Origin of the sequence: Desulfosporosinus acidiphilus SJ4, from assembly GCF_000255115.2 — a bacterium.
Classification (GTDB): domain Bacteria; phylum Bacillota; class Desulfitobacteriia; order Desulfitobacteriales; family Desulfitobacteriaceae; genus Desulfosporosinus; species Desulfosporosinus acidiphilus.
Genome location: NC_018068.1, coordinates 1,380,165 through 1,405,094 on the forward strand (window position 1 = coordinate 1,380,165; position 24,930 = coordinate 1,405,094).

36 protein-coding genes are annotated in these 24,930 nt (G+C 43.7%); 35 read left to right on the top strand and 1 reads right to left on the bottom strand.

Going from position 1 to position 24,930, the window contains the following annotated elements:
- Positions 1-11: 11 nt before the first annotated feature.
- From DESACI_RS06255 to DESACI_RS06395, 31 genes are all read left to right on the top strand, one after another.
- On the top strand, positions 12-1,175 hold the full coding sequence (locus DESACI_RS06255) for a phage portal protein (protein ID WP_014826332.1): 1,164 nt from the start codon (positions 12-14) through the stop codon (positions 1,173-1,175).
- A complete protein-coding gene (locus DESACI_RS06260) occupies positions 1,175-2,242 on the top strand; it encodes a head maturation protease, ClpP-related (protein WP_014826333.1) in 1,068 nt (355 codons plus the stop codon). Before DESACI_RS06255 ends, DESACI_RS06260 begins: the two co-directional genes overlap by 1 nt.
- On the top strand, positions 2,232-3,506 hold the full coding sequence (locus tag DESACI_RS06265) for a phage major capsid protein (protein ID WP_014826334.1): 1,275 nt from the start codon (positions 2,232-2,234) through the stop codon (positions 3,504-3,506). The genes DESACI_RS06260 and DESACI_RS06265 overlap by 11 nt, the downstream gene beginning before the upstream one ends.
- Positions 3,507-3,539: 33 nt before the next feature.
- Positions 3,540-4,016, top strand: a complete 477-nt coding sequence (locus tag DESACI_RS06270) for a hypothetical protein (RefSeq protein WP_014826335.1) — start codon at positions 3,540-3,542, stop codon at positions 4,014-4,016.
- Between the two features lie 74 nt (positions 4,017-4,090).
- On the top strand, positions 4,091-4,684 hold the full coding sequence (locus DESACI_RS06275; RefSeq protein ID WP_014826336.1) for a head-tail connector protein: 594 nt from the start codon (positions 4,091-4,093) through the stop codon (positions 4,682-4,684).
- 15 nt (positions 4,685-4,699) lie between these two features.
- The gene (locus DESACI_RS06280) at positions 4,700-5,029 is read left to right on the top strand and encodes a phage head closure protein (protein ID WP_014826337.1); all 330 of its coding nucleotides are present in this window, start codon (positions 4,700-4,702) and stop codon (positions 5,027-5,029) included.
- The gene (locus DESACI_RS06285) at positions 5,022-5,435 is read left to right on the top strand and encodes an HK97 gp10 family phage protein (protein WP_014826338.1); all 414 of its coding nucleotides are present in this window, start codon (positions 5,022-5,024) and stop codon (positions 5,433-5,435) included. Before DESACI_RS06280 ends, DESACI_RS06285 begins: the two co-directional genes overlap by 8 nt.
- Positions 5,435-5,869, top strand: a complete 435-nt coding sequence (locus DESACI_RS06290; protein WP_014826339.1) for a phage tail terminator family protein — start codon at positions 5,435-5,437, stop codon at positions 5,867-5,869. Before DESACI_RS06285 ends, DESACI_RS06290 begins: the two co-directional genes overlap by 1 nt.
- Positions 5,870-5,872: 3 nt before the next feature.
- Entirely contained in the window at positions 5,873-6,940 is a 1,068-nt protein-coding gene (locus DESACI_RS06295; protein WP_014826340.1) for a phage tail sheath subtilisin-like domain-containing protein, read from the top strand.
- 11 nt (positions 6,941-6,951) lie between these two features.
- Positions 6,952-7,380: a phage tail tube protein gene (locus tag DESACI_RS06300; protein ID WP_014826341.1), complete on the top strand. Its 429-nt coding sequence runs from the start codon at positions 6,952-6,954 to the stop codon at positions 7,378-7,380.
- 54 nt (positions 7,381-7,434) lie between these two features.
- A complete protein-coding gene (locus DESACI_RS06305) occupies positions 7,435-7,836 on the top strand; it encodes a phage tail assembly chaperone (protein WP_014826342.1) in 402 nt (133 codons plus the stop codon).
- A gap of 17 nt (positions 7,837-7,853) precedes the next feature.
- Positions 7,854-7,994, top strand: a complete 141-nt coding sequence (locus DESACI_RS24440; protein WP_014826343.1) for a hypothetical protein — start codon at positions 7,854-7,856, stop codon at positions 7,992-7,994.
- 33 nt (positions 7,995-8,027) lie between these two features.
- The gene (locus DESACI_RS06310; RefSeq protein WP_041275985.1) at positions 8,028-10,211 is read left to right on the top strand and encodes a phage tail tape measure protein; all 2,184 of its coding nucleotides are present in this window, start codon (positions 8,028-8,030) and stop codon (positions 10,209-10,211) included.
- A 12-nt stretch (positions 10,212-10,223) separates the two neighbouring features.
- Positions 10,224-10,628, top strand: coding sequence for a phage baseplate protein (locus tag DESACI_RS06315; RefSeq protein ID WP_014826345.1), 405 nt, complete (start codon positions 10,224-10,226; stop codon positions 10,626-10,628).
- A gap of 59 nt (positions 10,629-10,687) precedes the next feature.
- The gene (locus tag DESACI_RS06320) at positions 10,688-11,617 is read left to right on the top strand and encodes an XkdQ/YqbQ family protein (protein WP_207643914.1); all 930 of its coding nucleotides are present in this window, start codon (positions 10,688-10,690) and stop codon (positions 11,615-11,617) included.
- Positions 11,618-11,626: 9 nt separating this feature from the next.
- Entirely contained in the window at positions 11,627-11,995 is a 369-nt protein-coding gene (locus DESACI_RS06325) for a DUF2577 domain-containing protein (protein WP_014826347.1), read from the top strand.
- Positions 11,992-12,423 (top strand): DUF2634 domain-containing protein, encoded by a 432-nt coding sequence (locus tag DESACI_RS06330; protein WP_014826348.1) that lies wholly within the window; start codon positions 11,992-11,994, stop codon positions 12,421-12,423. The genes DESACI_RS06325 and DESACI_RS06330 overlap by 4 nt, the downstream gene beginning before the upstream one ends.
- Complete coding sequence (locus DESACI_RS06335) at positions 12,416-13,489, top strand: baseplate J/gp47 family protein (protein ID WP_014826349.1); 1,074 nt, start codon at positions 12,416-12,418, stop codon at positions 13,487-13,489. Before DESACI_RS06330 ends, DESACI_RS06335 begins: the two co-directional genes overlap by 8 nt.
- Entirely contained in the window at positions 13,482-14,003 is a 522-nt protein-coding gene (locus DESACI_RS06340) for a putative phage tail protein (RefSeq protein WP_014826350.1), read from the top strand. Before DESACI_RS06335 ends, DESACI_RS06340 begins: the two co-directional genes overlap by 8 nt.
- Entirely contained in the window at positions 14,004-14,570 is a 567-nt protein-coding gene (locus DESACI_RS06345; protein WP_014826351.1) for a hypothetical protein, read from the top strand. It begins immediately after the preceding gene.
- Positions 14,570-14,905: a hypothetical protein gene (locus DESACI_RS06350; protein ID WP_014826352.1), complete on the top strand. Its 336-nt coding sequence runs from the start codon at positions 14,570-14,572 to the stop codon at positions 14,903-14,905. The genes DESACI_RS06345 and DESACI_RS06350 overlap by 1 nt, the downstream gene beginning before the upstream one ends.
- Positions 14,906-14,913: 8 nt before the next feature.
- Positions 14,914-16,557 (top strand): NHL repeat-containing protein, encoded by a 1,644-nt coding sequence (locus tag DESACI_RS06355; protein ID WP_014826353.1) that lies wholly within the window; start codon positions 14,914-14,916, stop codon positions 16,555-16,557.
- 13 nt (positions 16,558-16,570) lie between these two features.
- Positions 16,571-16,909: a hypothetical protein gene (locus DESACI_RS06360; protein ID WP_014826354.1), complete on the top strand. Its 339-nt coding sequence runs from the start codon at positions 16,571-16,573 to the stop codon at positions 16,907-16,909.
- The gene (locus DESACI_RS23495; RefSeq protein ID WP_014826355.1) at positions 16,910-17,047 is read left to right on the top strand and encodes an XkdX family protein; all 138 of its coding nucleotides are present in this window, start codon (positions 16,910-16,912) and stop codon (positions 17,045-17,047) included.
- Positions 17,048-17,103: 56 nt separating this feature from the next.
- Positions 17,104-17,343, top strand: a complete 240-nt coding sequence (locus tag DESACI_RS06365) for a hypothetical protein (RefSeq protein WP_014826356.1) — start codon at positions 17,104-17,106, stop codon at positions 17,341-17,343.
- Positions 17,344-17,530: 187 nt separating this feature from the next.
- Positions 17,531-17,851 carry a hypothetical protein gene (locus DESACI_RS06370; RefSeq protein WP_014826357.1) on the top strand — a complete coding sequence of 107 codons (321 nt, stop codon included), beginning with the start codon at positions 17,531-17,533 and terminating at the stop codon, positions 17,849-17,851.
- Positions 17,829-18,314 carry a hypothetical protein gene (locus tag DESACI_RS06375; protein ID WP_014826358.1) on the top strand — a complete coding sequence of 162 codons (486 nt, stop codon included), beginning with the start codon at positions 17,829-17,831 and terminating at the stop codon, positions 18,312-18,314. The genes DESACI_RS06370 and DESACI_RS06375 overlap by 23 nt, the downstream gene beginning before the upstream one ends.
- A gap of 120 nt (positions 18,315-18,434) precedes the next feature.
- Positions 18,435-19,208: a peptidoglycan recognition protein family protein gene (locus DESACI_RS06380; protein ID WP_014826359.1), complete on the top strand. Its 774-nt coding sequence runs from the start codon at positions 18,435-18,437 to the stop codon at positions 19,206-19,208.
- A gap of 16 nt (positions 19,209-19,224) precedes the next feature.
- Complete coding sequence (locus DESACI_RS06385; protein WP_014826360.1) at positions 19,225-19,638, top strand: hypothetical protein; 414 nt, start codon at positions 19,225-19,227, stop codon at positions 19,636-19,638.
- 663 nt (positions 19,639-20,301) lie between these two features.
- Positions 20,302-20,631: a response regulator gene (locus tag DESACI_RS06390; RefSeq protein WP_427846738.1), complete on the top strand. Its 330-nt coding sequence runs from the start codon at positions 20,302-20,304 to the stop codon at positions 20,629-20,631.
- Between the two features lie 445 nt (positions 20,632-21,076).
- Positions 21,077-22,063: a GGDEF domain-containing response regulator gene (locus DESACI_RS06395; RefSeq protein WP_014826362.1), complete on the top strand. Its 987-nt coding sequence runs from the start codon at positions 21,077-21,079 to the stop codon at positions 22,061-22,063.
- A 285-nt stretch (positions 22,064-22,348) separates the two neighbouring features.
- Here DESACI_RS06395 and DESACI_RS06400 read toward each other — a convergent pair whose 3' ends face one another.
- Positions 22,349-22,951 carry a hypothetical protein gene (locus DESACI_RS06400; protein WP_014826363.1) on the bottom strand — a complete coding sequence of 201 codons (603 nt, stop codon included), beginning with the start codon at positions 22,949-22,951 and terminating at the stop codon, positions 22,349-22,351.
- 315 nt (positions 22,952-23,266) lie between these two features.
- Here DESACI_RS06400 and DESACI_RS24760 point away from each other — a divergent pair, with 315 nt between their 5' ends.
- From DESACI_RS24760 to DESACI_RS06415, 4 genes are all read left to right on the top strand, one after another.
- Positions 23,267-23,428, top strand: a complete 162-nt coding sequence (locus DESACI_RS24760) for a hypothetical protein (protein WP_014826364.1) — start codon at positions 23,267-23,269, stop codon at positions 23,426-23,428.
- Between the two features lie 13 nt (positions 23,429-23,441).
- A complete protein-coding gene (locus DESACI_RS06405; protein WP_242833134.1) occupies positions 23,442-23,648 on the top strand; it encodes a hypothetical protein in 207 nt (68 codons plus the stop codon).
- A 36-nt stretch (positions 23,649-23,684) separates the two neighbouring features.
- Positions 23,685-23,960, top strand: a complete 276-nt coding sequence (locus tag DESACI_RS06410; RefSeq protein WP_014826366.1) for a hypothetical protein — start codon at positions 23,685-23,687, stop codon at positions 23,958-23,960.
- A gap of 360 nt (positions 23,961-24,320) precedes the next feature.
- A complete protein-coding gene (locus DESACI_RS06415) occupies positions 24,321-24,908 on the top strand; it encodes an RNA polymerase sigma factor (RefSeq protein ID WP_014826367.1) in 588 nt (195 codons plus the stop codon).
- Positions 24,909-24,930: the final 22 nt, after the last annotated feature.

Below are 24,930 nucleotides of genomic sequence, written 5' to 3' on the forward strand. Positions count from 1 at the left end.
ATCCCGGTCAAATGGATGCCAAAACAGCCATGAACTATTCGGCAGTTTTTTCGTGTGTTCGGGTCCTTGCTGAAGCCTTGGCCGGAACTCCAATTATGCTTTACCGCAAAAAAGAAACCGGCGAACGTGAAGTCCGTAATGACTTAAGTGTTTACGACATTTTGCATAACCAACCCAATGTAGAAATGTCGCCGTTTAATTTCAAAGAAATGTGTATGGTCTCTCTGAACCTGGGAGGTAATTCTGTCAGCCAAAAGTTGGTCAACAAATATGGCGATTTAGTTGGGCTTTATCCCTATGAATGGCCCAAGGTCGATATCACCAGAGATCCAATCACTAATAAGTTAGTCTATAAAATCCGGGATATTAACGGCGGCAAACAACTGAATTTAGCACGGGATCAGGTTTTCCACATTCCGGGTTTGAGTATGGACGGAGTAGTGGGAGTGTCGCCCATTGAGTATCTTTCCTCAGCCATTCGCTTGGGCCTTTCTTATGAACGGTTCGGGGTTAATTTCTATAAAAACGGAGCGAACTCATCCGGAGTGATTGAGTACCCCGGAGCCTTGGCTGACACGGCTTATGAGCGTTTAAAGAAGGACTTTGCTAAAAGTTATCAGGGACTGGCTAATACCGGAAAGCCCATCATCTTAGAAGGCGGGGCGAAGTTCAGTCAGCTCGCTATTAAACCTGCCGATGCCCAACTCATTGAAAATAAGAAATTCCAGCTGGAAGACATCGCCCGTATTTACCGCGTACCCCTTCACTTGATCCAAAACTTAGATGGAGCGACATTTTCAAATATCGAACAACAAAGTCTAGAATTTGTCATGTATACGATGTTGCCTTGGTTTAAGCGCTGGGAGGAAAATGTTAATATGCAGCTTTTGACACCTCTGGAACGCAAAGCAGGGTTTTATTTGGAGTTTAATATTTCATCGCTTCTCCGGGGTGACATGCAAAGCCGGGCGATGGCTTATGCCCAAGGTAGACAGTGGGGCTGGTTATCCGTGAACGATATCCGAAAGCTTGAAAATATGCCGCCGATTCCTAACGGAGATATTTATATGATGCCGCTGAACTTTACCGAAGCTGGAAAAGCACCCTCTACAACGGAGTCGGCGGTGCCGGAAGCCTTGGCAGAAGAGACTTACAAGATGATGACAAGGAGGTGATGACCATAAAACCCTTTTGGAAATTTCAAGCAAAAAATGAAGCTCCCTTGATCGGTGAACTTTTGCTTTATGGGGATATCTCCAGTACCACTTGGTGGGGTGATGAAGTGACCCCTGTGGCATTTGCACAGGACCTTAAAAATCTCGGAGATATTTCACAGCTTAACATTTATATCAACAGTGGCGGCGGAGATGTGTTCGCGGGTCAAGCGATCTATTCCATGCTCAAACGTCACCCAGCACAGAAAAATGTCTATATTGATGGTCTGGCCGCCAGCATCGCCTCTGTTATCGCGATGGCTGGCGATGTTGTTTTTATGCCGAAAAACGCCATGCTCATGATCCATAAAGCCTGGACCATGGCCATTGGCAACGCCAACGATCTTCGTAAATTGGCTGATGATATGGACAAAATTGACGAAAGTATACTTACAACCTACCAAGCGAAAACGGGCTTAGATCCCGAAACTATTACAGAAATGGTTAATGCTGAAACATGGCTGACAGCCGATGAAGCCGTAAAACTTGGTTTTGCTGATGTGATTGAAGATAGCAAGCAAGTTTCAGCATCCATTGCCGATGGTCAGCTTATGGTTAATGGTCAAACCATGGACTTAAGCCGGTTCCGTAAGACTCCGCAGTTCGTTAACAAAGGAGATCAACCCCAGGTTCCCCAAGATCCAAGGATACCTACGTTAGAAGAACCAAACGAAGAGCTGAAGGAAGAACCAAATAACCAGGCAGTGGAAAGCAAAGTAGCCGCACCACTGCCTATTCGTTTGCCCGAGTTACGAAACTCCGGTCGAACAATATCCTCCACCAACGAAGCTCTGATCCGCCAAGCCATGGATTGTCTGGCTGAAGTCTTAGGTCAACTGGACAACTCAGACGAACAACCTGACGGCGATGACATGGGCATGGATGGCGACGGAATGGGAACGGACGCCCCTGAAACAAATGGGGAAGAGAATCTTGGAGAGGACGATGAGGACGTTGGACTCTTTGGTGTTTCCCTCTGCCAAGCACAATTAAATTTAACAAGAAGGAGACTCGATTATGGATTTTAAAGCTCTACTCAAACAAAAACTTGATGCCCAGCAAACCCTCATTGATGCAGCGATGGTCAGTGGAACAGGATTTAGTGCTGAACAGCAAACCCAGTTTGATACTTTGCAAGCAGAGATTGTAAATCTGGAAAATACCATTAAAGCCGCTGCAGAATTGGAAGCTCGCCAGAAAGAAATGACGAACCCAGTCAATCAGCCGCTCTATCCTGAACCCAAAGCCAAAAAGGAGAAATTCGCATCCTTTGGTGAGCAACTGCGTGCTGTGATTGAAGCTGCAAGACCGGGCGGTTCTATGGACAATCGGTTATCCATCAAAGCCGCTGCTGGGCTCAATGAAAACGTGGGCAGCGATGGCGGGTTCTTAGTGGATGATGACTTTTCGAAAGAGATCCTAAAGAGGGCTTATGACACAGGCATTTTGGCCAGTCGCTGTAATAAAGTGCCGCTGAGTACCAATGCCACGGGACTAAAAATAAATGCCATTGATGAAAGCAGCCGAGCCAACGGTTCCCGTTGGGGTGGAATTCAAGCTTACTGGGAAGGTGAATCCGACCAACTTTTAGGCAGCAAACCAAAGTTCCGACAAATGGAACTGAACCTTCATAAACTGACGGGACTATGTTATGCAACGGATGAACTACTGACGGATGCCACTGCCTTGGAATCGGTGATTTCTCAGGGGTTTGCGGAAGAATTTGGTTTTAAAATGGACGATGGCATTATTAATGGGACTGGAGCTGGGATGCCTTTGGGGATCATGAATAGTAAAGCTTTAGTAACAGTACCCAAAGAAAACAGTCAAGCTTCAGGTACCATTAACATTCAAAATATCGTTAAAATGTGGTCACGATGTTGGGGTCAATCTCGCCAAAACGCCGTATGGTTCATTAATCAGGATATTGAACCTCAGCTCTACACGATGGCTTTATCCGTTGGGACAGGCGGTATTCCTGTCTATATGCCAGCGGGAGGGATTTCCGGTTCACCTTACAGCACACTGTATGGTCGTCCAGTCATTCCCTTGGAGCAGTGCCAAACGCTGGGTACTGTCGGTGACATTGTACTGGCGGATTTGTCGCAGTACCTGATCATCGACAAGGGTGGTCTTAGCGCAGCCTCTTCCATCCATGTTCGTTTTTTGTATGATGAGAACTGTTTCCGGTTTATTTACCGCGTGGATGGACAGCCTGTGTGGAACACAGTTTTAACTCCGGCACGTGGATCGAACACACTATCACCGTTCGTCGCATTGCAAACACGCTAATCATTTTTTATTGAAGCAGGAGGTTAAAAACTTATGTGTTGTATTCCCGAAAAAGATAAACCCCTTGAAGCTATCACTCCACAGGCTGGCGGTGCTATTACCGGAGTCTATGTAACCCTGCGGGATGCTGAAGATTGTTATGTTCTGGTCCATATTAATCAGGCAGTCGCGACAGCCGTGGATATAACAATTGAACAAGCCACTGACGTTGAAGGCACCGGCAGTAAAGTCATAACCACTGCCGTTCCTATTTGGGCAGATCAAGATTGCGCCTCTTCTGATGCCTTGCTTCGACAACCGGATGCAGTAGCCTTCACTACTTCAGCTACCCTTGCTCATAAACTGGTTGTCTTTCAGATAAACCCGTCTCACTTAGATGTAACAAACGGCTTTGACTGCATCACCGTCAAAACGGCGGCTTCCGACCCGACCAATATTACCGCCGCCCAGTATATCCTCAGCGATCTGCGCTTTGGTGGTTCAACTCCACCTACAGATATCACGGACTAATTCTTGTAACTGATTAGATAGGGAGGCAGCCTTGCCTTCCTATTTAAATAATCAATACGGAAAGGATGGATGCTGTGAACTTAGTCCAAACAGTACCTCCAGCCGTTGAACCTTTGAGTCTTCAGGAAGTGAAGGATTATCTCCGAGTCGATGATGATACCGATACCTCAGAAGATCAATACCTAGGCGCCTTAATCACTGCCGCCCGGGAGTACTGTGAAAGCTTCCAAAACCGCGCCTATATTACGCAGACTTGGCAGATGAGCTTTGATTACTGGCCCAGTTATGCCATCAATATTCCGCGTGGAAATCTGCAGAGAATAACTTCTGTTTCTTATAAAAATTCATCGGGCGTTGTAACAACCCTGACAGAAACTCTCCAATATGTTGTCAGTACACGCGGAGTTTTAGGCCGAATATCACCGCCTTACGCTCAGCCCTGGCCGCCTTTTATCCCATTTCCCTTGGATGCCGTTGTGATTGAGTTTGTCTGCGGATATGGTGATACGGAGGAGAGTGTGCCGGAAAAAGTGAAGCAGGCCATGAAATTGTTGGTCAATCATTGGTACGAGAATAGGACTCCTCTCACAGAGTTAAAGCAAGCTCCGGCAGAGATCGCGTTTACAGTATCTGCTTTATTATGGCAAGACAGAATCGTGGTGGCATAAGGTTGGTGGCTAAAAATGAATCCAGGCATACTGCGGCATAAGATTAATATCCTGACCACAACGGAAGGAACCAATGAAGCAGGAGATACCATTCTCATTCCATCGGTATATAAAACTGTGTGGGCCAGCGTCTCTCCGGTCTCAGGTAAAGATTATCTTGAAGCGAAAAAGCTCCAAGCTGAACTGACCTATAAATTTATCCTTCGTTACACTTCAGGGGTAACGCCGGACATGCAAATTGAGTTTAAAGGGCGAATTTTTCTCATTCAGGATATCCTTAATCCTTTAGAAATTAATGAGACTATAGAGATTATGGCCATAGAGAGGGTGATTAAGAATGGCTGATGATTTCGAAATAACCTTTCAGGGTCTTGACCCGTTAATGACTCGGCTGAAGGAAGTGAGAGCACGTTATCCCTACAAGGAAGAGGAAATGCTGCTGACATTGGGAGCCACCTTAAAGGCCAGTTCTAAGGATAAAACTCCTTTAGGAAAGCACAAAAAACATCTAAGAAATCAATATAAACTTTCTAAGGTTCAGTACAACCGAGATGGTTCCTTTATTACTATGACCAACACAAGTTCCCATTTTCATCTGATAGAAAAAGGCCACCAGATTGTCGGTAAAAACGGGCAGGAACATGGCTTTGCCCAAGGGCTGCACATGGTTGAAACGTCGATGATCGAACTGGAACAAACCTTACCGGATACACTTGGGGCATGGTTGGACAGTATCTTAGGCAGTGTGTAATGGTTACTTTATTAGCCGTCAAGCGGGCCATGAATCAAGTGCTGGCGCCTATTGGTCTTAAGATTTACGGAAATGAGGTCAAAGAGGGCTTCTCCAGACCTTGTTTTTTTGTGAACCTTGTTCCGGTAAAGAGTGAAATCCTTAAGAAAGACACCCGAGAAAACTCGTTGATGGTGGAGATGGTTTATTTTTCAGAGAGTAAAACCGATTTGGAAAATCTCCAAATGTATGACACCCTTCAAGGACTTCTTACGCCTATTCTAGTCATAGGGACCAGAAACCTACTCGTCCAGAATTTTCGGGCTGAAGTCATTGATGAGCTAGACCATATTTATTCTGTGAAATTCGACCTGAACTTTTATGATGAAATTGTGGATACCACACCAGAACCCGATCCTATGGAGACATTAACGATTCAGTTAGGAGGTCAATAAAGAATGGGACTTCCCGATATCGAGGTCATTTTTAAATCCCTAGCCGTCAGTGCCATTACTAGAGGAGCGCAAGGGATTGTTGCCTTAGTCTTAAAAGACTCCGTTCATAATGGATCGAATATTTATACCGATCCAACCAACATCCCGAAGGACTATTCGGCCTACAACCTCAACCAAATCAACTTGGCCTTTCAAGGGGGCGTGCAAACCCCAACCAGTCTGATCGTTTATGTAGAACCGAGTGATGCTGCGGACTATACCGCCGCCATGAACTATTTGGAAACCGTAAAGTGGGATTATGGTGCGGTTCCGGGAATCAGCTCCACGGATGCCCAGACGGTGGCAACATGGTTAAAAGCCCTTCGAGATACCAAAGATATTAAAGCCAAAATGGTTCTTCCCAACACGGCAGCCGACCATGAAGGAATTATTAACTTTGCGACCGATGGGATTGTCTTATCTTCGGGAACGGTGAATGCCACCGATTACTGCAGCCGGATCGCTGGAATATTGGCCGGAACTCCTCTTACCATGAGTGCTACATTTCAGGTGCTCCCGGAAGTGATCGATGTACCGCATAACAGCAAAACACAATTTGACACCCTGATTAATGAAGGCCAGCTAGTCTTCATGAACGATGGTGAAAAGGTAAAAATAGCGCGAGCCATCAACAGTTTAGTCACGCTGACACCAACGAAAACGGCGGATTGGCAGAAGTGCAAGATCGTCGATATTATGGATCTTCAGCACAATGACATTATACAAACCTTTAACGATAACTATGTCGGCAAAGTCCCCAACGATTATGACCATAAGTGCTTACTCATCACGGCCATCAATGCTTACTTGGAAGGGTTGGAAAACCAAATGCTGCTTGATCCCGGTAAAAATAAAGTGAGCCTGGACGTGGAGGCCCAAACCTTATATTTACAGAGTAAAGGCATCGACACCAGCACCATGAGTCAGTTAGACATCAAGAAAGCCAACACGGGCTCTTTAGTTTTTCTAACCGGTACCGATCGCCCGCTGGATGCTATGGAAGATCTAACCTTAAATCTCTATTTAAACTAGGGAGGTGAAGCATGAATAACTATACTGCAGATCAGGTCCTAAATGGCACTTGGGGAGAGATGTGGCTGAACGGAGATTTCATGGCTGAAACCATCGCCCTGCAGGCCAAAGTGACCTTGACCAAAACTGCCGTGGAGATGTGCGGAACCTTAGTGGCGGGGCAAAAGGTCACGGGAATGGAACTCAAAGGGACCCTTAAAATGAACAAAGTGAGTTCGGCGATGATTAAAGCCAACTCCGACAATATGAAGGCGGGTAAAACGCCGGAGTTTACCATCATCTCCAATCTGGATGATCCGCAGGCCTTGGGCGCTGAACGAATTGTCCTTAAAGGCGTTATGTTTGATGAATTGACTCTTGTGGATTGGGAAGCCAAGAAGAATGGGGAAGAAAGTATCCCGTTTACCTTTATGGATTGGGATCTCTTAGACTTAATCTAAAAAATCTCTTCCCATTATATAGGGCATTAAACTATTGATTTGGAGGTCTTATTGGTGAACTTAGTAGAGCAACTCTTAAAAATGGATGCTGGACTCCTTGAAACCCCTTCGAAGGTAATAACCATCCCATCGAAAAAGCTGAAAGAGCCCCTCGATTTTCCCTGTAAAGCCGTGGATCCGGAGAAGTATGCCGAGATCCAGGAAGGGGCGGTGGAGATCCGTAAAGGTGATGTTAAGAAAATCAATATGTATTCCTTAAAGACGCTCATTGTGATTGAAGGCTGTCCCGAGGTATTTAAAAGCAAAGAGATTATGGAACATTTCGGAGCACCGACCCCTAAAGAGTTGGTCAAAACCCTCTTACTCAGCGGAGAGATCGATGATCTGTATAACGGGATCAATGAGCTTTCTGGTTATGAGAAGGATGCAGAGGACGAAGAAACCATAAAAAACTGATTCAGGGAGATAAAACTGTGCAAACAGCTTATCTCCTTTTTAAGTACAAAAACATGAGTCCCAAAGAGTTCTACGATAAGAAACCCGGTGAGAAGAAAATTCTCCGGGCGTTTTTATTTTACGAGTTAGCAGAACGAAATCGGGAGAACAGCTCTTAATAAGGCGGGAAGGAGGTAAAAACCATAGCGCGAGTGATTGATGCTGTGATTCAGCTTCGTGACCAATTCAGTGGAACTCTTCGGAATGTCAACGCTAATCTCTCAGTCTTTCAACGACAGGCCAGCTATGCCGGAAGAAACATGATGTCGGTCGGTAAGGACTTACAGAGTGTGGGTAAGACGTTTACCAAAACACTGACTGTTCCTATTGTTGCGGCGGGTGGAGCACTATTAAAGCTGGGACAGGACTTCCAAGATGCCGAAAACACCATACGAGTTGGCACGGGTGCAACCGGAAAAGATCTTCAAAACTTAACGAGTGATTTTAAGGCGACTTACAGTCAGGTGAGTAATAGCATGGCTGACACCAGCAAAGTGATTGCTGATTTAAATACAAGAACCGGCTTATCCGGTAAGCCCCTGCAAGCCTTGTCCGTTCAAATGCTTAACCTCTCAAAGATCACGAAAGAAGACTTGAATACTTTGATTCCAGCGACCACGCGGATGTTTCAGGATGCCGGGCTTAAGCAGGCGGATTATTCGAAGGCACTCGACTATACCTTCAAAGTCAGCCAAAATACCGGTATTTCTGTGTCAAAACTTCAGGAGCTGATGACTCAGTTCGGTGGTCCTTTAAGACAAATGGGCTTTAGCTGGCAAACGAGTGCTGTCATGCTTGGAAAGTTTGAAAAAGAAGGTGTTAACACTGAGTTGGTTGTCGGGTCCCTTCGGATTGCTCTCGGTAAGATGGCTAAGAAAGGGATCGCTGATCCTTCAAAGGCGTTGCAAGAAATGATTACCAAGATTAAGGACGCTGGCACAGCTGGAAAGGCAAACGCCATGGCCTTGTCGATGTTCGGAGCTAAAGCCGGGCCGGATATGGCAGCCGCTATTCGGGAAGGACACCTGGACTTAGACAATCTCCTGCGAACCATTAAGAACAGCCCGGAAACGATCGACCAAGCCACTGCCGATACCATGACCTTTGCGGATAAAATGGCGAAAGTAAAAAATCAACTCGCCGTGGCGTTTGAGCCGGTGGCTACCAGCCTATTAGATTCTTTAGATAAGCTACTTCCGAGTATCAAAAATGTGGGCGATACCATCGCGAAGTTTGCTAAAAGAATTGCGGATATGTCACCTCAGCAACAGGAAATGATTCTCAAGTTTGCGCTTATGGCTGCCGCAGCAGGGCCGGTTATTTTTACGGTTGGTAAGCTAGTTTATGGGATGGGTGATGCGGTAAAAACATTTACAAAATTATCTCGTTCCATCTCTAATGCAGGCGGGATTTTAGAGTACCTTCAAACTCCAGGCGGCATGGTGATTGCCATTATTGGAACTTTAACAATCGCTGGACTATTACTTGTAACCCACTGGGCACAGGTAACAAAGTCCTTGAATGACTTTAAGACGGTTTTGAAAAATAATGAAACAGCCATCCGAAATGTAGCGATAGCCCTTGGCGTTATTTTTGGACCGGCGCTGGTGGGGTTGGGTGTTCAAGCACTCATCACGGGCGGTCAAATCACCGCTGGGTTTATTGCTTCCTTAGTAACCTCAGGAATTGAAGCCGCTGCAACCGGAGCCGTTTTTACAGGAAAACTAATCGTTTCTCTCATATCTTTTGCCCTTCAAGTCTGGAAAACTGTTGCTGTTATTGGTATTCAGACAACTTTGTTCATTGCTCAGAGACTTGGAATTATCAGTGCCGCCGAAGCAACGAATATTATCACAGCCGCCCAATGGCTTTTTAATGCCGCCATGAATGCGAACCCGATTGGTGTTGTCATTTTAGCCCTTGCGGCTTTAGGGGTGGCTATCTATGAGGTTGTCCAGCATTGGAAAGATATCTGTACTTGGGTTGAAAAAGCATGGAACTGGCTGACGAAATGGAATGGAACTCAGCCTCAGGATAAGAGCCTCAATGTTACCACCAACGTGGCAACGTCCGCTGCGACTACGGCCCACAATGCGCTTGGAACCAGTTATTTTGGAGGCGGCTCCACTTGGGTAGGGGAGAATGGGCCAGAAATACTCACACTCCCTAAAGGTTCTCAAGTCATGGATCATCAAACGTCAAAAAGATCAACAGGGAAGAATATTTCGATCGCCAAGCTCGCCGACACCATCGTTGTCCGGGAAGAAGCCGACATTGATAAGATTGCCACGGCATTGGTGCTTAAGCTTCACTCGGTCGCTATTAACACGGCTTAGGGGGTGACATCCATGGAATTTTGGCTTATGCAGGATAAGGAAACCCTCCAGCTTCCGGTTCCCCCTCCAAGTTATACGGTCAAGAAAACTCTGAATAATACTTCTGTGATTGTTGAAAGCATCGGCGAAATTAGTTTTATTGGCAAGCCGAAACTCGCTGAAATCCCGCCCATAAGTTCGTTCTTTCCGAAAAAGGATTATAGCTTTTGTCAGTATCATACCTTTCCAACGCCCAAAGAATGTACCGACCTTATCGAGAAATGGATGGCCAGCGGTAAGCCGATCCGTTACCTTGTAACTGGGACAAGTATTAATACACTTTGCTCCATTGAAAGTTTTGAGTATGGTGAGCAGGATGGGACGGGGGATGTTTATTTTACACTGACACTTAAGGAATACAAGGTGATCCCTTCGTGATCAAAATTTACAGTAATTACTTTGGGGGATCGACCGACATTACGATGTTTTGCAAGACCGTGCAGTGGTCCGGCGACAAGTCGCAAGTGGCCCGGAAAATTGACGTAACTTTAGCCTATGCCATTTTTGACAAGACCCAGCCCAATACCCAAATTTCGCCCGGCACCATGGTATGGCTTGTCGATGATGTGGAAGGTGAGATTTTTCGAGGTATTGTTTTTGTTCGCTCGCTCAATTCCAACCAGGAACTACAATTCACGGCTTACGACCTTTTGATCTATTTTCTGAAGTCCAAGGCCACCTATAACTTCAAAAACATTACAGCAGAGGCAATAACGGCGAAAGTTTGTCAGGAAGTTGGGGTGAGTGTTGGAAGTTTAGAGCCAACCGGTGTGAACATCAGCCTCATAGCCTCGAACAAAACCCTATATGATATCATCATGCAGGCTTACAGCTTCGCGTCGTACTCCACAGGAAAGCAATATTTTCTCCTGATGAATGGAACCAGTCTGAACTGTATTGAAAAGGGTCAAAACCTCATAAATTTTACGCTCGACCCTAAGGTCAATTTAATCAATGCTGTCTATGATGACTCGATCGAACAGATGATTAATAAGGTGAAAATTTATAACTCCAAAAAGGAGTTTACCGGGCAAATCCTAGAGAACAAAGACTGGGAAAGTCACTACGGAATCCTCCAGGACACGTATACAATTAATAAGTCTAAAAACACCTTGATTGAAGCGTCGATCCTCCTTAAAGGGATGGAGCAGGAGGTCGAAGCCACGGCACTCGGTAATGTAAACGTCATCACCGGCACCGCCGTGAAAACCAATATTTTTTATGTCAGTGTTCTCCAAAACGCCACTTGGTATGTCGATACCGACGTTCACACGTGGGAAATCGGCACGAATAAATACACCATGAAGCTTAATCTCAAGAGCCATAATTTAATGGACATGAAGGAAGGTAAGGTCGATGGGGAATAGGGAGGCAACATGAGGTCTAAAAATCCATACAGCGAAATGATTAAAATCATGCAGGACCAGGGAGCGAAATACAACCCCTTTTCGGTTCAATTGGCGACGGTGATCGCTACATCTCCGCTTACGATTACGGCTGGAGAACTTCAATTAGCCGGGGATAATCTATTAGTGGCCGATTTTCTGCTAACCAGTTATTCCCGACAGATTAACCTTCCAAGCCCAACAGTCAGTGGTACAACTTCAGATGGCACAATAACAAGTCTCAGCATACCAAATGCCACGCTAAATTTCACAGATGGACTCAATGTAGGTGACACTTTAGCCGTAGTTCAGGTCGATAGTTCTACCTTTGTTATTTTGGCAAGGGTTGTGAGTGTATGAGCATTTTTCCGCAAAACTTCGAACAGGCCCTCATCACATCCAACGGTCTGGGTTCTTCTGAGTTACCTCTGGCGAAAGAGTATGGTTGGGACTTTACTAATAACACGTTTCTTCTAATTGACGGCAAGAGTGTGTTGGTAACCGGAAGAGATGCCGTTAAGATTTGGGCTTGGAAAGCATTACAGACTCCAAAGGGTGTCTATAAAGCCTACAGTCTAAACTTTGGAAACGAACTGGAATCGCTGATGAATCAGAGCCTATCAAACGCAGCCATGTCTTCAGAAGTCGAACGGTATTTAAAAGAAGCGCTCTTAGTTAATCCCTATATTACCGGAATCTCTAACATTACACTGTCTATTGATGGTAGTAAAACCAGCGTAGATTTTACGGCAGAGACGATCTATGGTGAGGTGACCATGAGTGTATAGCGAAACCAGTAATGTGATTTTAAGTCGCATGCTTTCCAATGTATCCTCAGATGTTGACAAATCCGAGGGTTCTTTTATTTATGATGCAACCTCTCCGGTGGCCATTGAGATTGCTCAGCAAGAGGCCAATCTCGACCAAGTAGCCAAGAAGTTTGATATTACAACCTTAAGCGGCGACGAGTTGGCCATGAGAATCTACCAACGGACAGGCATTTCCCGAAACCCAGCAACTTATGCCACGGCAGACGTAACCATAACAGGTAATGGAATGATTAATACTGGTGATTTGGTTCAAACACCTGGCGGAGTTCAGTTTAAATCAACTCAGCAACAAACCATCAGCGGATCGGCAAGTGTTCATGTTGAAGCCCTCATCGCTGGGTCAACAGGCATGGTTCCAGCCAACCAGATCACTCAGTTTCCGGTTGCCATCGCTGGTCTTGTGAGCGTCACAAATTCTAATCCGACGCAGGACGGCTTTGACGCAGAAAGCGACTCAGCCCTTTTACAAAGGTACTATGATTATATTCAAACTCCGGCAACGGGAGGAAATATTGCTCAGTTTATCAACCTCATGAAAGACTTCACGGGAGTCGGTGATGTAAAATTCTATCCAACTTGGAACGGAAACAACACTGTAAAACTGGTCATAATTGACGTGAATAAACTGCCTCCCAGCAGTGATTTAGTCGCAGCAGCTCAGGCTTATATGGACCCAGGTGCCCAAGGACTCGGGCTGGGTGCTGCTCCGTTCGGAGCTTTTACCACAGTGGAAGGTGCATTCGCTAGTACAATAACCATTAATTTTACAGCGGTTAAAGATTCGGATTATACCGATGAACAACGGCTCGCCAATGTCCAAGCGAATTTAACAGCTTATCTCCAGGCGATTGCCTTCGTTGATAGTACTGTTAGTTATGCCAAGATTGGGTCGGCAATTTTATCGAGCCAAGGGATCTTGGATTATACCAACCTAACGGTCAATGGAGGAATTTCTAATGTTCCTCTCAGCTATACCTCGGCACTGACTGAAACGCCGGTTCTGGGGGTGGTGACGATTGCTTAGCGATTCTCTTCCTTATTTCATAACGAGCACTCAGTTATTTACTGAGTTATTCCAATCTGAAGGGCAAGAACTGGATGGCCTGGGCGCTGATCTATCCGATTTAGAAGCTCAATTTAACGTTGATACGGCAACATGGGGCTTGGATTATTATGAAAAAGAACTAGGAATACCCACTGATAACACAAAACCTCTGTCCTATAGGGCCAGTGTTATAAAGTCCAAGTGGCGAGGCGGCGGGAAGCTTAACTCCACCTTGATTAAAACCGTCTGTGATGCCTTTACGAATGGAAATACGGAGGTGACGTTTGATGGAACCATTAAGGTCAAGTTCAATAGTATTCTGGGTATACCACCCAATCTCAATGATTTAAAAGCAGCAGTCTCTCAGATTAAGCCAGCCTATTTGGAGCTGGTCTATTTGTTTTCCTATCTGTTGATTAACGAAATTCATCAGGTAATGACCATCAACCAGTTAGACTCAACCCCACTCAACGAATTTGCCGGAGGTGTTTAGATGGCTAAGACAACGCCGAACTTGGATCTTTATGAAGTTGATCCTGCCTCAGACGGATCGCTGACCTTCAACATTCAGACCATGCTCAATGACAACTTTGACAAGATTGACTCAGCCATCCCGGCTGCACAGGCAGCAGCTCAGAGCTACACAGACTCCAAGTTTCCTGTTCAAGCTTCTGAATTGAGCAATGGTGCTGCCACCGATGCGGTGATTGGAAATCGAACTGGGGACCCAACGCTGGCTTCCCCTTCGAGCACCGGAACGATGACTCAACTCTTTGGTTGGTTGATGGGGAGGGTCAAGGCGATATCTGGAACGACAAACTGGTATGATCCTCCAGACATAAATCTAGCGGCTTTGAGTGCTCATAAATCCAGGCATGCGATAGGCGGCGCTGACGTGTTATTACCTTCAGATATTGGGGCTGAAACTCCATCAGGAGCACAGGCCAAGGCTGCCACAGCCCAAACGGCAGCTGGGTCTTATACAGATTCTTCGGTAGCAGGGGTTAAGTCGGATTCCATCAACTATAAACGTATTACATCAATGGGAGGTCTTTATTAATGGCAGTAGGCGACAGAACGCCAACGGAACTGGCCCAGTCAGCATTAAGTGCCACGGCAACGAACTACTTCACCAACGCAGGGTCAAGTTATCGAACCCAGATCTTAGAGGTTTGCTTAGTCAATACTGGTTCCTCTCAACGAGTTGTAACTCTTTATAAAAATGGGTTGACTGCAAACAATCAGATCGCCAACTCTATCACACTCCCGGCTAACACGTCAACCATTATTGACTTGAAACTTGTAGCCACCGGGGTACAAACGTTTGGAGCCAATCAAGACTCAGGAACTGATGTCACGATGACGGTCAGCGGCATTGTTGAACAGATAGCGTAGGTGATGAGATGGGTATTCGATTATTTGGGGCTGTTCAAGGTATAAAGGCCCAGGTTCAAGGGTTACTCCTTGGTTTGGGAACGGGCGGCAATGCCAACGCCTCAGAGGTTCTTAGTGGAAAAGAGGTTACAACCGACGTTGGACAAATAACAGGAACCATGCCAAATGAAGGCTCCGTGACGCTTACGCCGGGGCCTTCTGACGTTCCTATCCCGAAAGGATACCACGACGGGACTGGAAAAGCCTCGGCAGTTGTTGTACCTGCAGCTAATGTCCTAACCGGCACGACAATCGCAGGGACAGCAGGGACCATGCCTAACGAGGGAGCTGTTACTATAACACCGAGCAATGCAGCCCAGGCTATCCCGGTGGGGTATCATAACGGATCTGGAACCGTCCCGGCAGTTGTTGTACCGGTAGCTAACGTCCTAACCGGCACGACGATCGCAGGAACAGCGGGAACCATGCCGAACCGGGGAGCTGTGACAATCACACCAGGAAGCACCGCACAGGCAATCCCAGCGGGGTATCACAACGGATCGGGAACAGTTTCGGCGGTGTCGGTCCCGGCAGGGAATGTTTTGACCGGCACAACGATCGCGGGAACGGCGGGAACTATGCCGAACCAGGGAGTGCCGACATTCACGCCGTCTACTTCCGGCGACACTTCAATTCCTGCAGGGTATTATTCAGGCGGGATAGTAAAGAAAGCATATCCTGTAGGAAGCATGGTATCGAACGTCACGGTCGAGCAGATAGCGTATTCAGCCAACCCCAACAGTAGTGGCTCCTCGTATGGTATCGCTGTCGATTCGCAAGGTAATATGTATCTATGCGCTGGAAGTATACTGTATAAATACAACGCAGCGGGATCACTTGTGTGGTCAAAGAATGACTTCTCCTATTTTGGCGTTTTCGTAGACCAGTACGATTATATCTACGTTAACCACAACAATTCTAACCTCCATAAGATGGACGGTTCAGGTAATACGGTCTGGAATAACGCGGTAGGGGTGCAACAAGCATATAATATCACCATTTGTAATTCTGGGTATATTTACACCTACGACGGTGGCACAAGTACCCACCCCACAAGAAAGCATGACGGTTCCGGCAATGTAATCTGGACGGATACAACAATTGGTAGTAACTCTTGGTTTTCAGACACAAATTTCAGTACCGAAGTGACGGTTATTTCAGGATACGTGAGTGGAACTAGCATGGCAATCAGAGTGGTAGATTCAAATGATTCGTTACAATGGAATTTAACTGCTTCTGCTTCAGCAATGTCTAACTGTTCCGGAGCGGTTATGGGTTCGGATGGTTACGTGTACGCCAGAAATGGCACTCAGGTTGTGAAACTAAACAGTAGTGGGGGCCAAGTATGGTCTGTGCCTATAAATGATACCTACACCTTAAAAGGAAATATAGCCATTGATAACTCAACCAACATTTATATTGTTGAATACCAAACAGGCCATAGATATATGAAAATCAATTCAAGCGGTACCATTCTATGGACCTACACGGCATCAAACATGACCCCATACGCGATTAACGCAAATCATAGCGGCAGCTACGCATGTGCAACTATCCCATACGCAGGAGGTACTGTATTTTATGGTGCTACCCAATATCTAATTAACGGCTAGGGGGAAACTTTAAATGATATTTTTAGGTAACTTAACTATCATAAATCCCAACAAATCGTTGGTCAATTTCATTCATTATATGCCTTTAGACACGGACCACGGGATGAAGGATACAAACGGAAATCTAATGACCCAGGACGAATTAAACGCGATCGGTATTCTTATTGATTCAATACCGCAGCCAGCCCCGCCCAATGGATATTATGTCTCCGCAACCTATGTAGATCCAACTACGAAGGACGTATCATTCGACTACGCACAAACCCCTAAAACTCCTGAACAACAACTAGCAGATTTACAGGCCCAAAACGCTCAAATGCTCTTAGCCCTAGTACAAGGAGGTTTGATGTAAATGGATTGGGTATCGATTTGTACAAGTTATTACCAAGCAGGATATTATGACAATACTTCACTAAAAGTATTTGTAGTTAAAGGTAAGATCACTGGGGCCGATTATAAGACAATCACAGGCATTGACTATGTAGCTTAAATTTGGGAGGGGCATAAAAGCTCCTCTTTTCTAATAAAAGAAGGGGGAGATGACCATTGGGCGAACAGGATGATCTAAATACGCGAGTTGCTGTCCTCGAAACCAAAAACCTAGCTCAGGAAGCTAGGCTCAATTCTCTAGAGATCGACGTGGGAAAAAAGTTCGACCGCCTTGAGGCTAAGCTGGATCAAGTTTTACAGGCTTCCCGTGGACGACCAACGTGGATTGTGGCTCTGGCGATTTCAGGACTCATGACGATTGTTACAGGACTAATTGTTTATTTGGTGACCCGTTAAGAAATCACCGAAGAAGGTTTGTCTGCATATTCTAAATTAAACGATGATCCTTGGTACAGTCGAAGGATATAGCTCTCGATCGATTGTACTGAGAAGCTTAAATAAGGATGTCCTATGATGGTCCATCTGAGCTCTTCAAACATCTCAGGAAAGTTGGTTGAAAAATTTCAAAGAGGAGGGGTCTTGATTGGATCTATCGTCGACGATACCCATAGTTGTTGCTGCAGAGGCGATCAGTGCCGTGATCTTTGGTTATTTGGGCTATGCGAGAGGGGTTAAGAAAGAATCCATGCTGGATGGTCAAGATAAGGGAAGTATCGAGTCAGACATTAAGTATATCTTGAGAAGGACTGACGATTTGTTAATGGAGCAGAAGGAGACCAACAAGAACTTTCATACTTTGTCCGAACGTCTTGCACGGGTTGAGGAAGGAACTAAGTTAGCTCACAAGCGTATTGACCAGCTTGAAAAAGGGGAACGACGAGATGTTAGAAGTCCATGTGATTAAGCGGACGCTCACGGAAATTGTCATTGATCCTTCACACGCAGAGAGGAAAGAATCGGCAGAATTTCGGCGAAGTAAGGAACGATTGAAAGCCGATGGACATTATAAATGTTGGATATGTGGAACCACAGAAAATCTCCAGGTCCACCATTTTGGAGCTGAGTGGAGCTTAGAAAACGTGACGGATTTTGAAAAGCTCAAGGTGTTTTGTGAAGAATGGGACCCCTATGGTTATGGGCGGCTTCTTAGAAACCTGCCCATAACAACCGTCGATGATGTTCGAAATATGTTGGTACTCTGTCAGGAACACCATACGGGTGGTTCTAAAGATGGTGCCGCCAACGGAATTCATGAAATAACCTTACCAGTATGGCTGATTCAGAAATTGGCAAAGCAAGGAGAAGATCCTGTTCCACAAGACGGTGAGTCTGTAGAGAACGTGATTAAGAAGATCACGGATTTATAAATCGTTAGACTTCTAAAGGGAATATCATTATTTAGTCTCCCGAATTAGGGTGGCTTTTTTGTATGCTAAAGAAAGTAATTTGTCAGAAATATATACTGATAGCTGGCTATAGGAGGTCAAATGAGCTATTCAATCAAACAAAACTTTATTGCCGGACTACCTAAAGAACCCTATGACAACGGGCATTATGTCGGAGTAGTTGCACACTCGACGGCCAATAACGGCGACTCCGCCGATGGAGAGCGCAATTTCGAATCGACTACTTGGCAAAACGCGTTCGTTCATTTCTTCGTGGACGACCAGAAAATCCTTCAAGTTGCCGATACCAACTATCTCTGCTATGGAGCTGGCCACACTGCAAACCATTTGGGTTATGTTCAAGTGGAGTTGTGCCAAACAACAGATCCAGTTAAGTTCAAAGCAGCTTATGAGAAATACGTTTGGTTGCTTGCAAAGCTCCTATATAATAGGAAGCTTCCTGTCGTGGATGGGGTTACTCTGATGTCCCATGCTCAAGTTTCAGCCAAGTGGCATGAGACGGACCATCAAGATCCGATCGAATATCTAACAAGCCACGGAAAAACATGGGCTGATTTGGTCGCTGATGTAACGGCTCAATATAACTTGCTGGAGGAGGAAGATAGAGTGTTAAACGTTGCAGTATTACTATTCACGAAGGACGATTTTTGGAGTGGGAATGATGTTGCTGCTAAAAATGGAAACTGTGCACTATTTATAAGAGCAGCCAACCAGTCCGTTCCGGCTGAGGCCCAGAGTGCCAAGCAATTAATTGTTGTTGGTGGGCCAAGCGCCGGGCATCCGAACGAAGTCCTGTTATCTGGCAAGGACAAATATGCGACCGCTGCTGCGGTTGCTAAGTATTTGGGACAATAAAAAAGGGGGTATTTTAGTGTTAAACTTTATTCTGGCTTCAAAAGTTCTCGTTACCCTGGAGACAGTTCTGGGTTTAATATTAGCGGATTTCATTTTTGGAGTGTTGCTTTCTCTTAGAAACAGTAATTTTAGTTTCAGTAAACTGCCCCAATTCGTTGAAACGAGCTTGGTTCCTTATATTGGTGGTCTTCTTGTGTTGGCTCTCTTTTCTAATGTAAACACTGAGCTAGGGACGCTGTTTTTCACGATTGCCGCAACGATTTCAGCGAAATTTCTAGCGGATATTGTAACCAAAGCGGGGCAGCTGTTTAATGGATTGCAAATTCAGAGTCCGTTGACTGTGGCTAAATCAGATAGCAAACAGGAAACAGTTCCCGTACAAAATGCAGTCCAAACGACGGATAATGGTACTGCTGGAGATGCGCAGTAATATGAAAGATGTATGTACTGAGTGTAATAGACAATCCTATTGTATGTATCCGTGCAAATCATGGTTGATTGAAAATAAAAAATTTCCAGTGTGTGGAAATAACCTCATTCATGTGGACGGGTGTACTGAGTGTATCACCGGTGATTGGAGTAAGTGCGGATAAGATAGATGGATTGAACCCTCACGGCGACTTGTTTCTCCATTTGCTTTGTTGAGAAGCGATTTATAGATAACTAGGTCAGGAAAATTGCTTGGCAGATGCCACAAAGAAGGGTTGCCCGGCTTAAAACCGTACAACTCTTCTTATGCTCTGCTCTTTGTTATTTAGTCATCAAATGCTTCACTGACTTTCCACACTCCAGAGACTTACTGAAAAAATCTTTAAAATACATGAAAAGATTCACTAGGAAATCTAGTAATTAAGAAAAATGTGTGGGATTAATACATGAGACTTGCGGGTCCATTAGATCAGAAAACCTGTTGGTTAATTTCTATGCAAAATTAACCAACAGGTTTCGGAAGCGATTATCATGCAAAATGCATAATAAAAATTGAAAAGGTGATTTTGGCATATAAAATAATGACCTTGTGTACTAATTACTTGTTTAATAAATTGTTAAAATAACTTTAAGCAAATATATTGTGTTCATTAGACGATTTGAGGTGCAATACTTGAAGACAGCATTGTGTGTCAATAACTCAGAGTTGATAAGAAAATCTATTAAGAAGCTTCTTGAGAATAGTGGCTTTCGAGTCGTGGGCGAAGCGGATAATGGACTGACTGCTATAAAGCTTTACGACGAGCTAAAGCCAGACATTGTAATAATGGATATTGCAATGCCAGAATTAGATGGGATACAAACGCTTAAAAAAATCAAAAAAGTAGATAAAGAAGCCAGAATTATTATTATTTCCTCTTCTTCTCATGAGCGGAAAGTACAAGAGGCAATGATAGAAGGTGCTATAGGTTTTATTATATGGCCACCTTCTTAAGAGAAGGATAAATGTAAGGAAGGATAGGGTCAGTTGGAGAGCAACCTGAGCATCTCGATACATTCTGCCAAGGGTAAGGATGAGCATATTTTTACCCCGTTTACTATCTTTGTTAACCGAAACGATAAAACTCGGTTGAAGTCCCCATTAAATAACTTAATGCCTCACTTTCTATTCTCTCCATGAACTATATAGCAAATTCCACGTTTAGAAAAATGAATCTCAGATTGCTCAATATTTCTATAGCTGGGCCAGCTTTTCTTATGTGTCGAAGTTTTTCGCAAAATCAGAAGGAATATATGGAAATATGTTGAATCCTAAAGAAAGTTATTTAGCTGTTTTAACTATCGGATGACTCTATTGCGCTGTGGAAATCGTCACTGGATAGAAGCAATTGACGCATCAAACTACGCAGAAATGTAAATACATGGAGGGTCAACGCCAAATGGCCATAGTTATTGTGGATGATACGACTTTTAGCCTAGAAGTAACTAAAGCCTTACTCGTGTCTGCGGGTTATTCAGATATAATCACAGTCAAATCGGCCAGGGAACTTTATAGCCTAGTCGATGGTTATTCGGAACTAGGTATCATCGAAATCGATTTAATTCTTATGGATGTCGTAATGCCAGAGGTTGATGGGATCGAGGCCTCCCGGAACATTAAGAATCGAGAATGGCTAGTAGATGTACCTATAATAATGGTGACAGCTACAACGGAAAAAGATGATTTGCAGAAGGCCTTTTCTGCTGGCGCTATGGACTTTATTAAGAAACCCCTCGATAAGGTGGAGCTAATAGCCCGTGTGCGTTCAGCATTGAGATTAAAACATGAGATCTATCGACGAAAAGCCCGAGAAGTGGAATTATTAGAGGTTACTCGCCAATTGAAAGCAGCTAATGAAATGTTGCAAAATCTATCCTATTTAGATGGCTTGACAGGAATTGCTAACCGTCGGCATTTTGATCAAGAACTGTTTCAAGAGTGTAGGCGAGCCCAGAGGGAAAATACTTCACTATCATTGATTTTACTAGATATTGATTATTTCAAAGCTTTTAATGATACATACGGACACCTTCAAGGTGATGACTGCCTCAAAACTGTTGCATCTATTCTTAAAAAGACTGTAAAAAGACCTGGGGATTTTCCGGCACGTTATGGAGGGGAGGAGTTTGCCGTTATTTTGCCAAGTACTGAAGGCGTAGGAGCTGCCACTATAGCTGAAGAAATAAGGGTAAGTATTGAGATGGCTAGTATTCCAAATATAAATTCTCTTTGTGCGAATCATATCACAGTCAGCCTTGGGGTTGTAACAAGATTCCCGGGACAAGCTGATACACCGGATGCTATGATTTTGGCGGCTGACCGTGCTCTATACCGTTCGAAACACGAGGGCCGCAATCGGGTTAGCATGGAACAAATCGACCACTAATACAAGCAACATCTAATACGTCATCGGAGGTCACAAAATAAATTAGAAGGATATTTGTGCAGAGAGTAACCAATATGTACCCCTAGAAGCCTGGATGATTGAAACCAAGAAATGTCTTGTCTTGGAATAAGCTCATTCATGTGGGCGCGTGCATTGAGTGCATTACAGGTGATTGGTCAAAGTGTGGGTAATTCTTAGACACGGATTACCCCCCCGGCGACAATAGCCGCCAGGGGTCCGGTTTTATGTCAGTCATGCTCTCTTATGTTTCCATTTACAGCATGATTAATGTATTAAATGTTGAGATTCTTCGAGATCAGGTATAGACTCCATAAATGATGGAGAATTATAATCATCTTTTACTTGTCTGGAATGATCAGTCTTAAAATTCGAGTTATTAAAAACTAACGGATCCGCCAGCAAAACCATAACTTGTGAGGAAACTAAACCATATACTAAATGGTTCCATAATGCCGAATAATATGTCTTTGTAAATCTGAATTTTTTTAGGATACCAAATTTAATTCCACCTATTAGAGTGCCAAGAGAAAGCATTGATATGAAAATGCCCTTAACTAAATGATGATCTTTTCCGGTTTTTTTAAGAATATAAAATAAAGGAATTCCCCAAATTGATCCAATTCCAAAATGAGCCAATTCACCTAAAATAAAATTCTTCTTTTGTTTTGTTCGATAGGGAGGAACAAACAAAGCGCCTGCTATGTATCCATATAAGGTCTCGGATTTGCCTGCTTTAAATATAAGTAAATTTGAACTATCCATGAAAATAGTTCCTATCAAACCGCTCAATAAACCAATTGAAATTGAATCTTGTAATTTCTTCAATTCTTTTATCCTATTAAATAAGAACATTAAAAAATTTGGCACTTAGTAATCCCCCTTTACTTAATAAGATATTTTACAATTCATATCTTGCCATATCATACTTATATTGCTCTCATTTAATCGATATTAAAGGATGTAAATACTTCCATACGGGGCATAGGATATTTTTTGATAGGTATAACTCTCTTGTTCAATTAAATAAGATTTATAAGATAACAAATCCACCCTCATCAATTTTTTGTCGATGAGGGTGGATATAGTTTTATGTAAGAAATATTGATATAAAAAAAGAGAACTGATAAAATGAGAACATAAGTACGATAATAAACCAAATATATGTACTGAGAGGCGAATGGAATGAGAGATGTCTGTGCTGAGTGTAATAGGGAATCCTATTGCATGGAACCTTGTGAAGAATGGCTAATTGCCCATGATCAATGCCCAGTTTGCCGGAATAAACTTTTGCATATCGGAGGCTGTACCGAGTGTGTTACGGGTGACTGGGCGAAGTGTGGTTGACATGAAAATAGTCATGAGTCCGATAGAAATGATAGCCTGGTTTGACATTCCAGGAACTCCGCGTCCCATCCGCTTTAGGCATGATGGTAATGTGGTTAAGGTTGAGATGATTAAAAGAATATCTGAAGAGAAAATTGCCGGTAATCGGATGAGGATTTATGAGTGTCAAAGCGAAATTCATGGACTGATGAGGCAATTTCAGCTTAAGTATGAGTTGTAAGTGGTTTTTGTATAAGATTTAAATGGGGGTGTAATAATGCCAAAACAAACAGTCGTTTGCTATCTGTTATCCTTGTTATTCTATGGAATGGGATCGTCAAGAATATCAGTCCTTAATTCTAACGCTTTTACAACTGATGTATTGCTTGCAACCGTCTATTTCGTTTTAACAATCTGGTTAATAGTGATCGGATCGGCTTATTATTATTTGATGACTAGAAGGAAAAAGGCTAGAAGATTGCGGAGTAGACGGAAAGTTCAAGTGCTGCAGTTCGAATATGATGTGGATCTGCTTAGAAGGATGACTTCTTAAAATATCATTATTTAAACCATCAAATCAAGCCATTTTGATCTGATTTGGTTGTTCCTTTATGCAGTGTATGTTTAGATAACTTGTATAGTACTAATATTAAAGTCAAAAGTTGTTATAAAAAGGATTTGTTATTTTAGTATCGAAACAAGGCTTCAATTGTCTACCAACAGTAGGATTATGGTAACTTTGGTATTATTATTATTTTTATCTTATATTATTTTCACTATCTATTTCAAATCGATTTCGTCTTAATTCATGATATCAACTTTTAAAGGAAGAAATGTGGCATTAATGACGATCATTAAAAAAGGAGATGATATCAAAGAATGATTGTCAAGAATATTAAAGGAGAGACCGACAATGATTATCCGTGAAAACTTATATGGACTAAATGATCTAGACAATGAAGCCTCTCTTGAAACGGTTATTAAGGATAATGAACCTAAAATTATAAACTTAATATACGGAATGACCGGGGATTATCATATCGCCCAGGACTTGGCCCAGGAAACATTTATAAAGGCATTCCAGTCAAGGCAATTGTTCAAAGGCCAGTCTAAAATCTCGACATGGCTATACCGTATAGCCGTTAATACAACAATTGACTACCAACGCAAGCGATCTGGTCGTAAAGAAAATCCGGCTGAAGAACTTGAAACAAAACTAGACGAAACTCAAGACCCGGATCAAAAGTGTCAAAAAACAGCGATGAGAAAGATGCTGTTTAAGGCGATTTCACAGCTACCAAATGAACAACGTGAGGTGTACACTTTAAAGGAAATCAATGGATGCTCTACTAAAGAGGTGGCAGAAATCCTTAACATTTCAGTTGAATTGGCGAAGTGGCGGCTGCACAGAGCCCGGATGCTCCTTCGCAAGTCTTTAACTCAAGGAAATGGTTATGAGAATATGGGTTCGTTTAAATTAACTACGGTTGGAATAGAATAAATTATCCATTAGGAGGAAAATC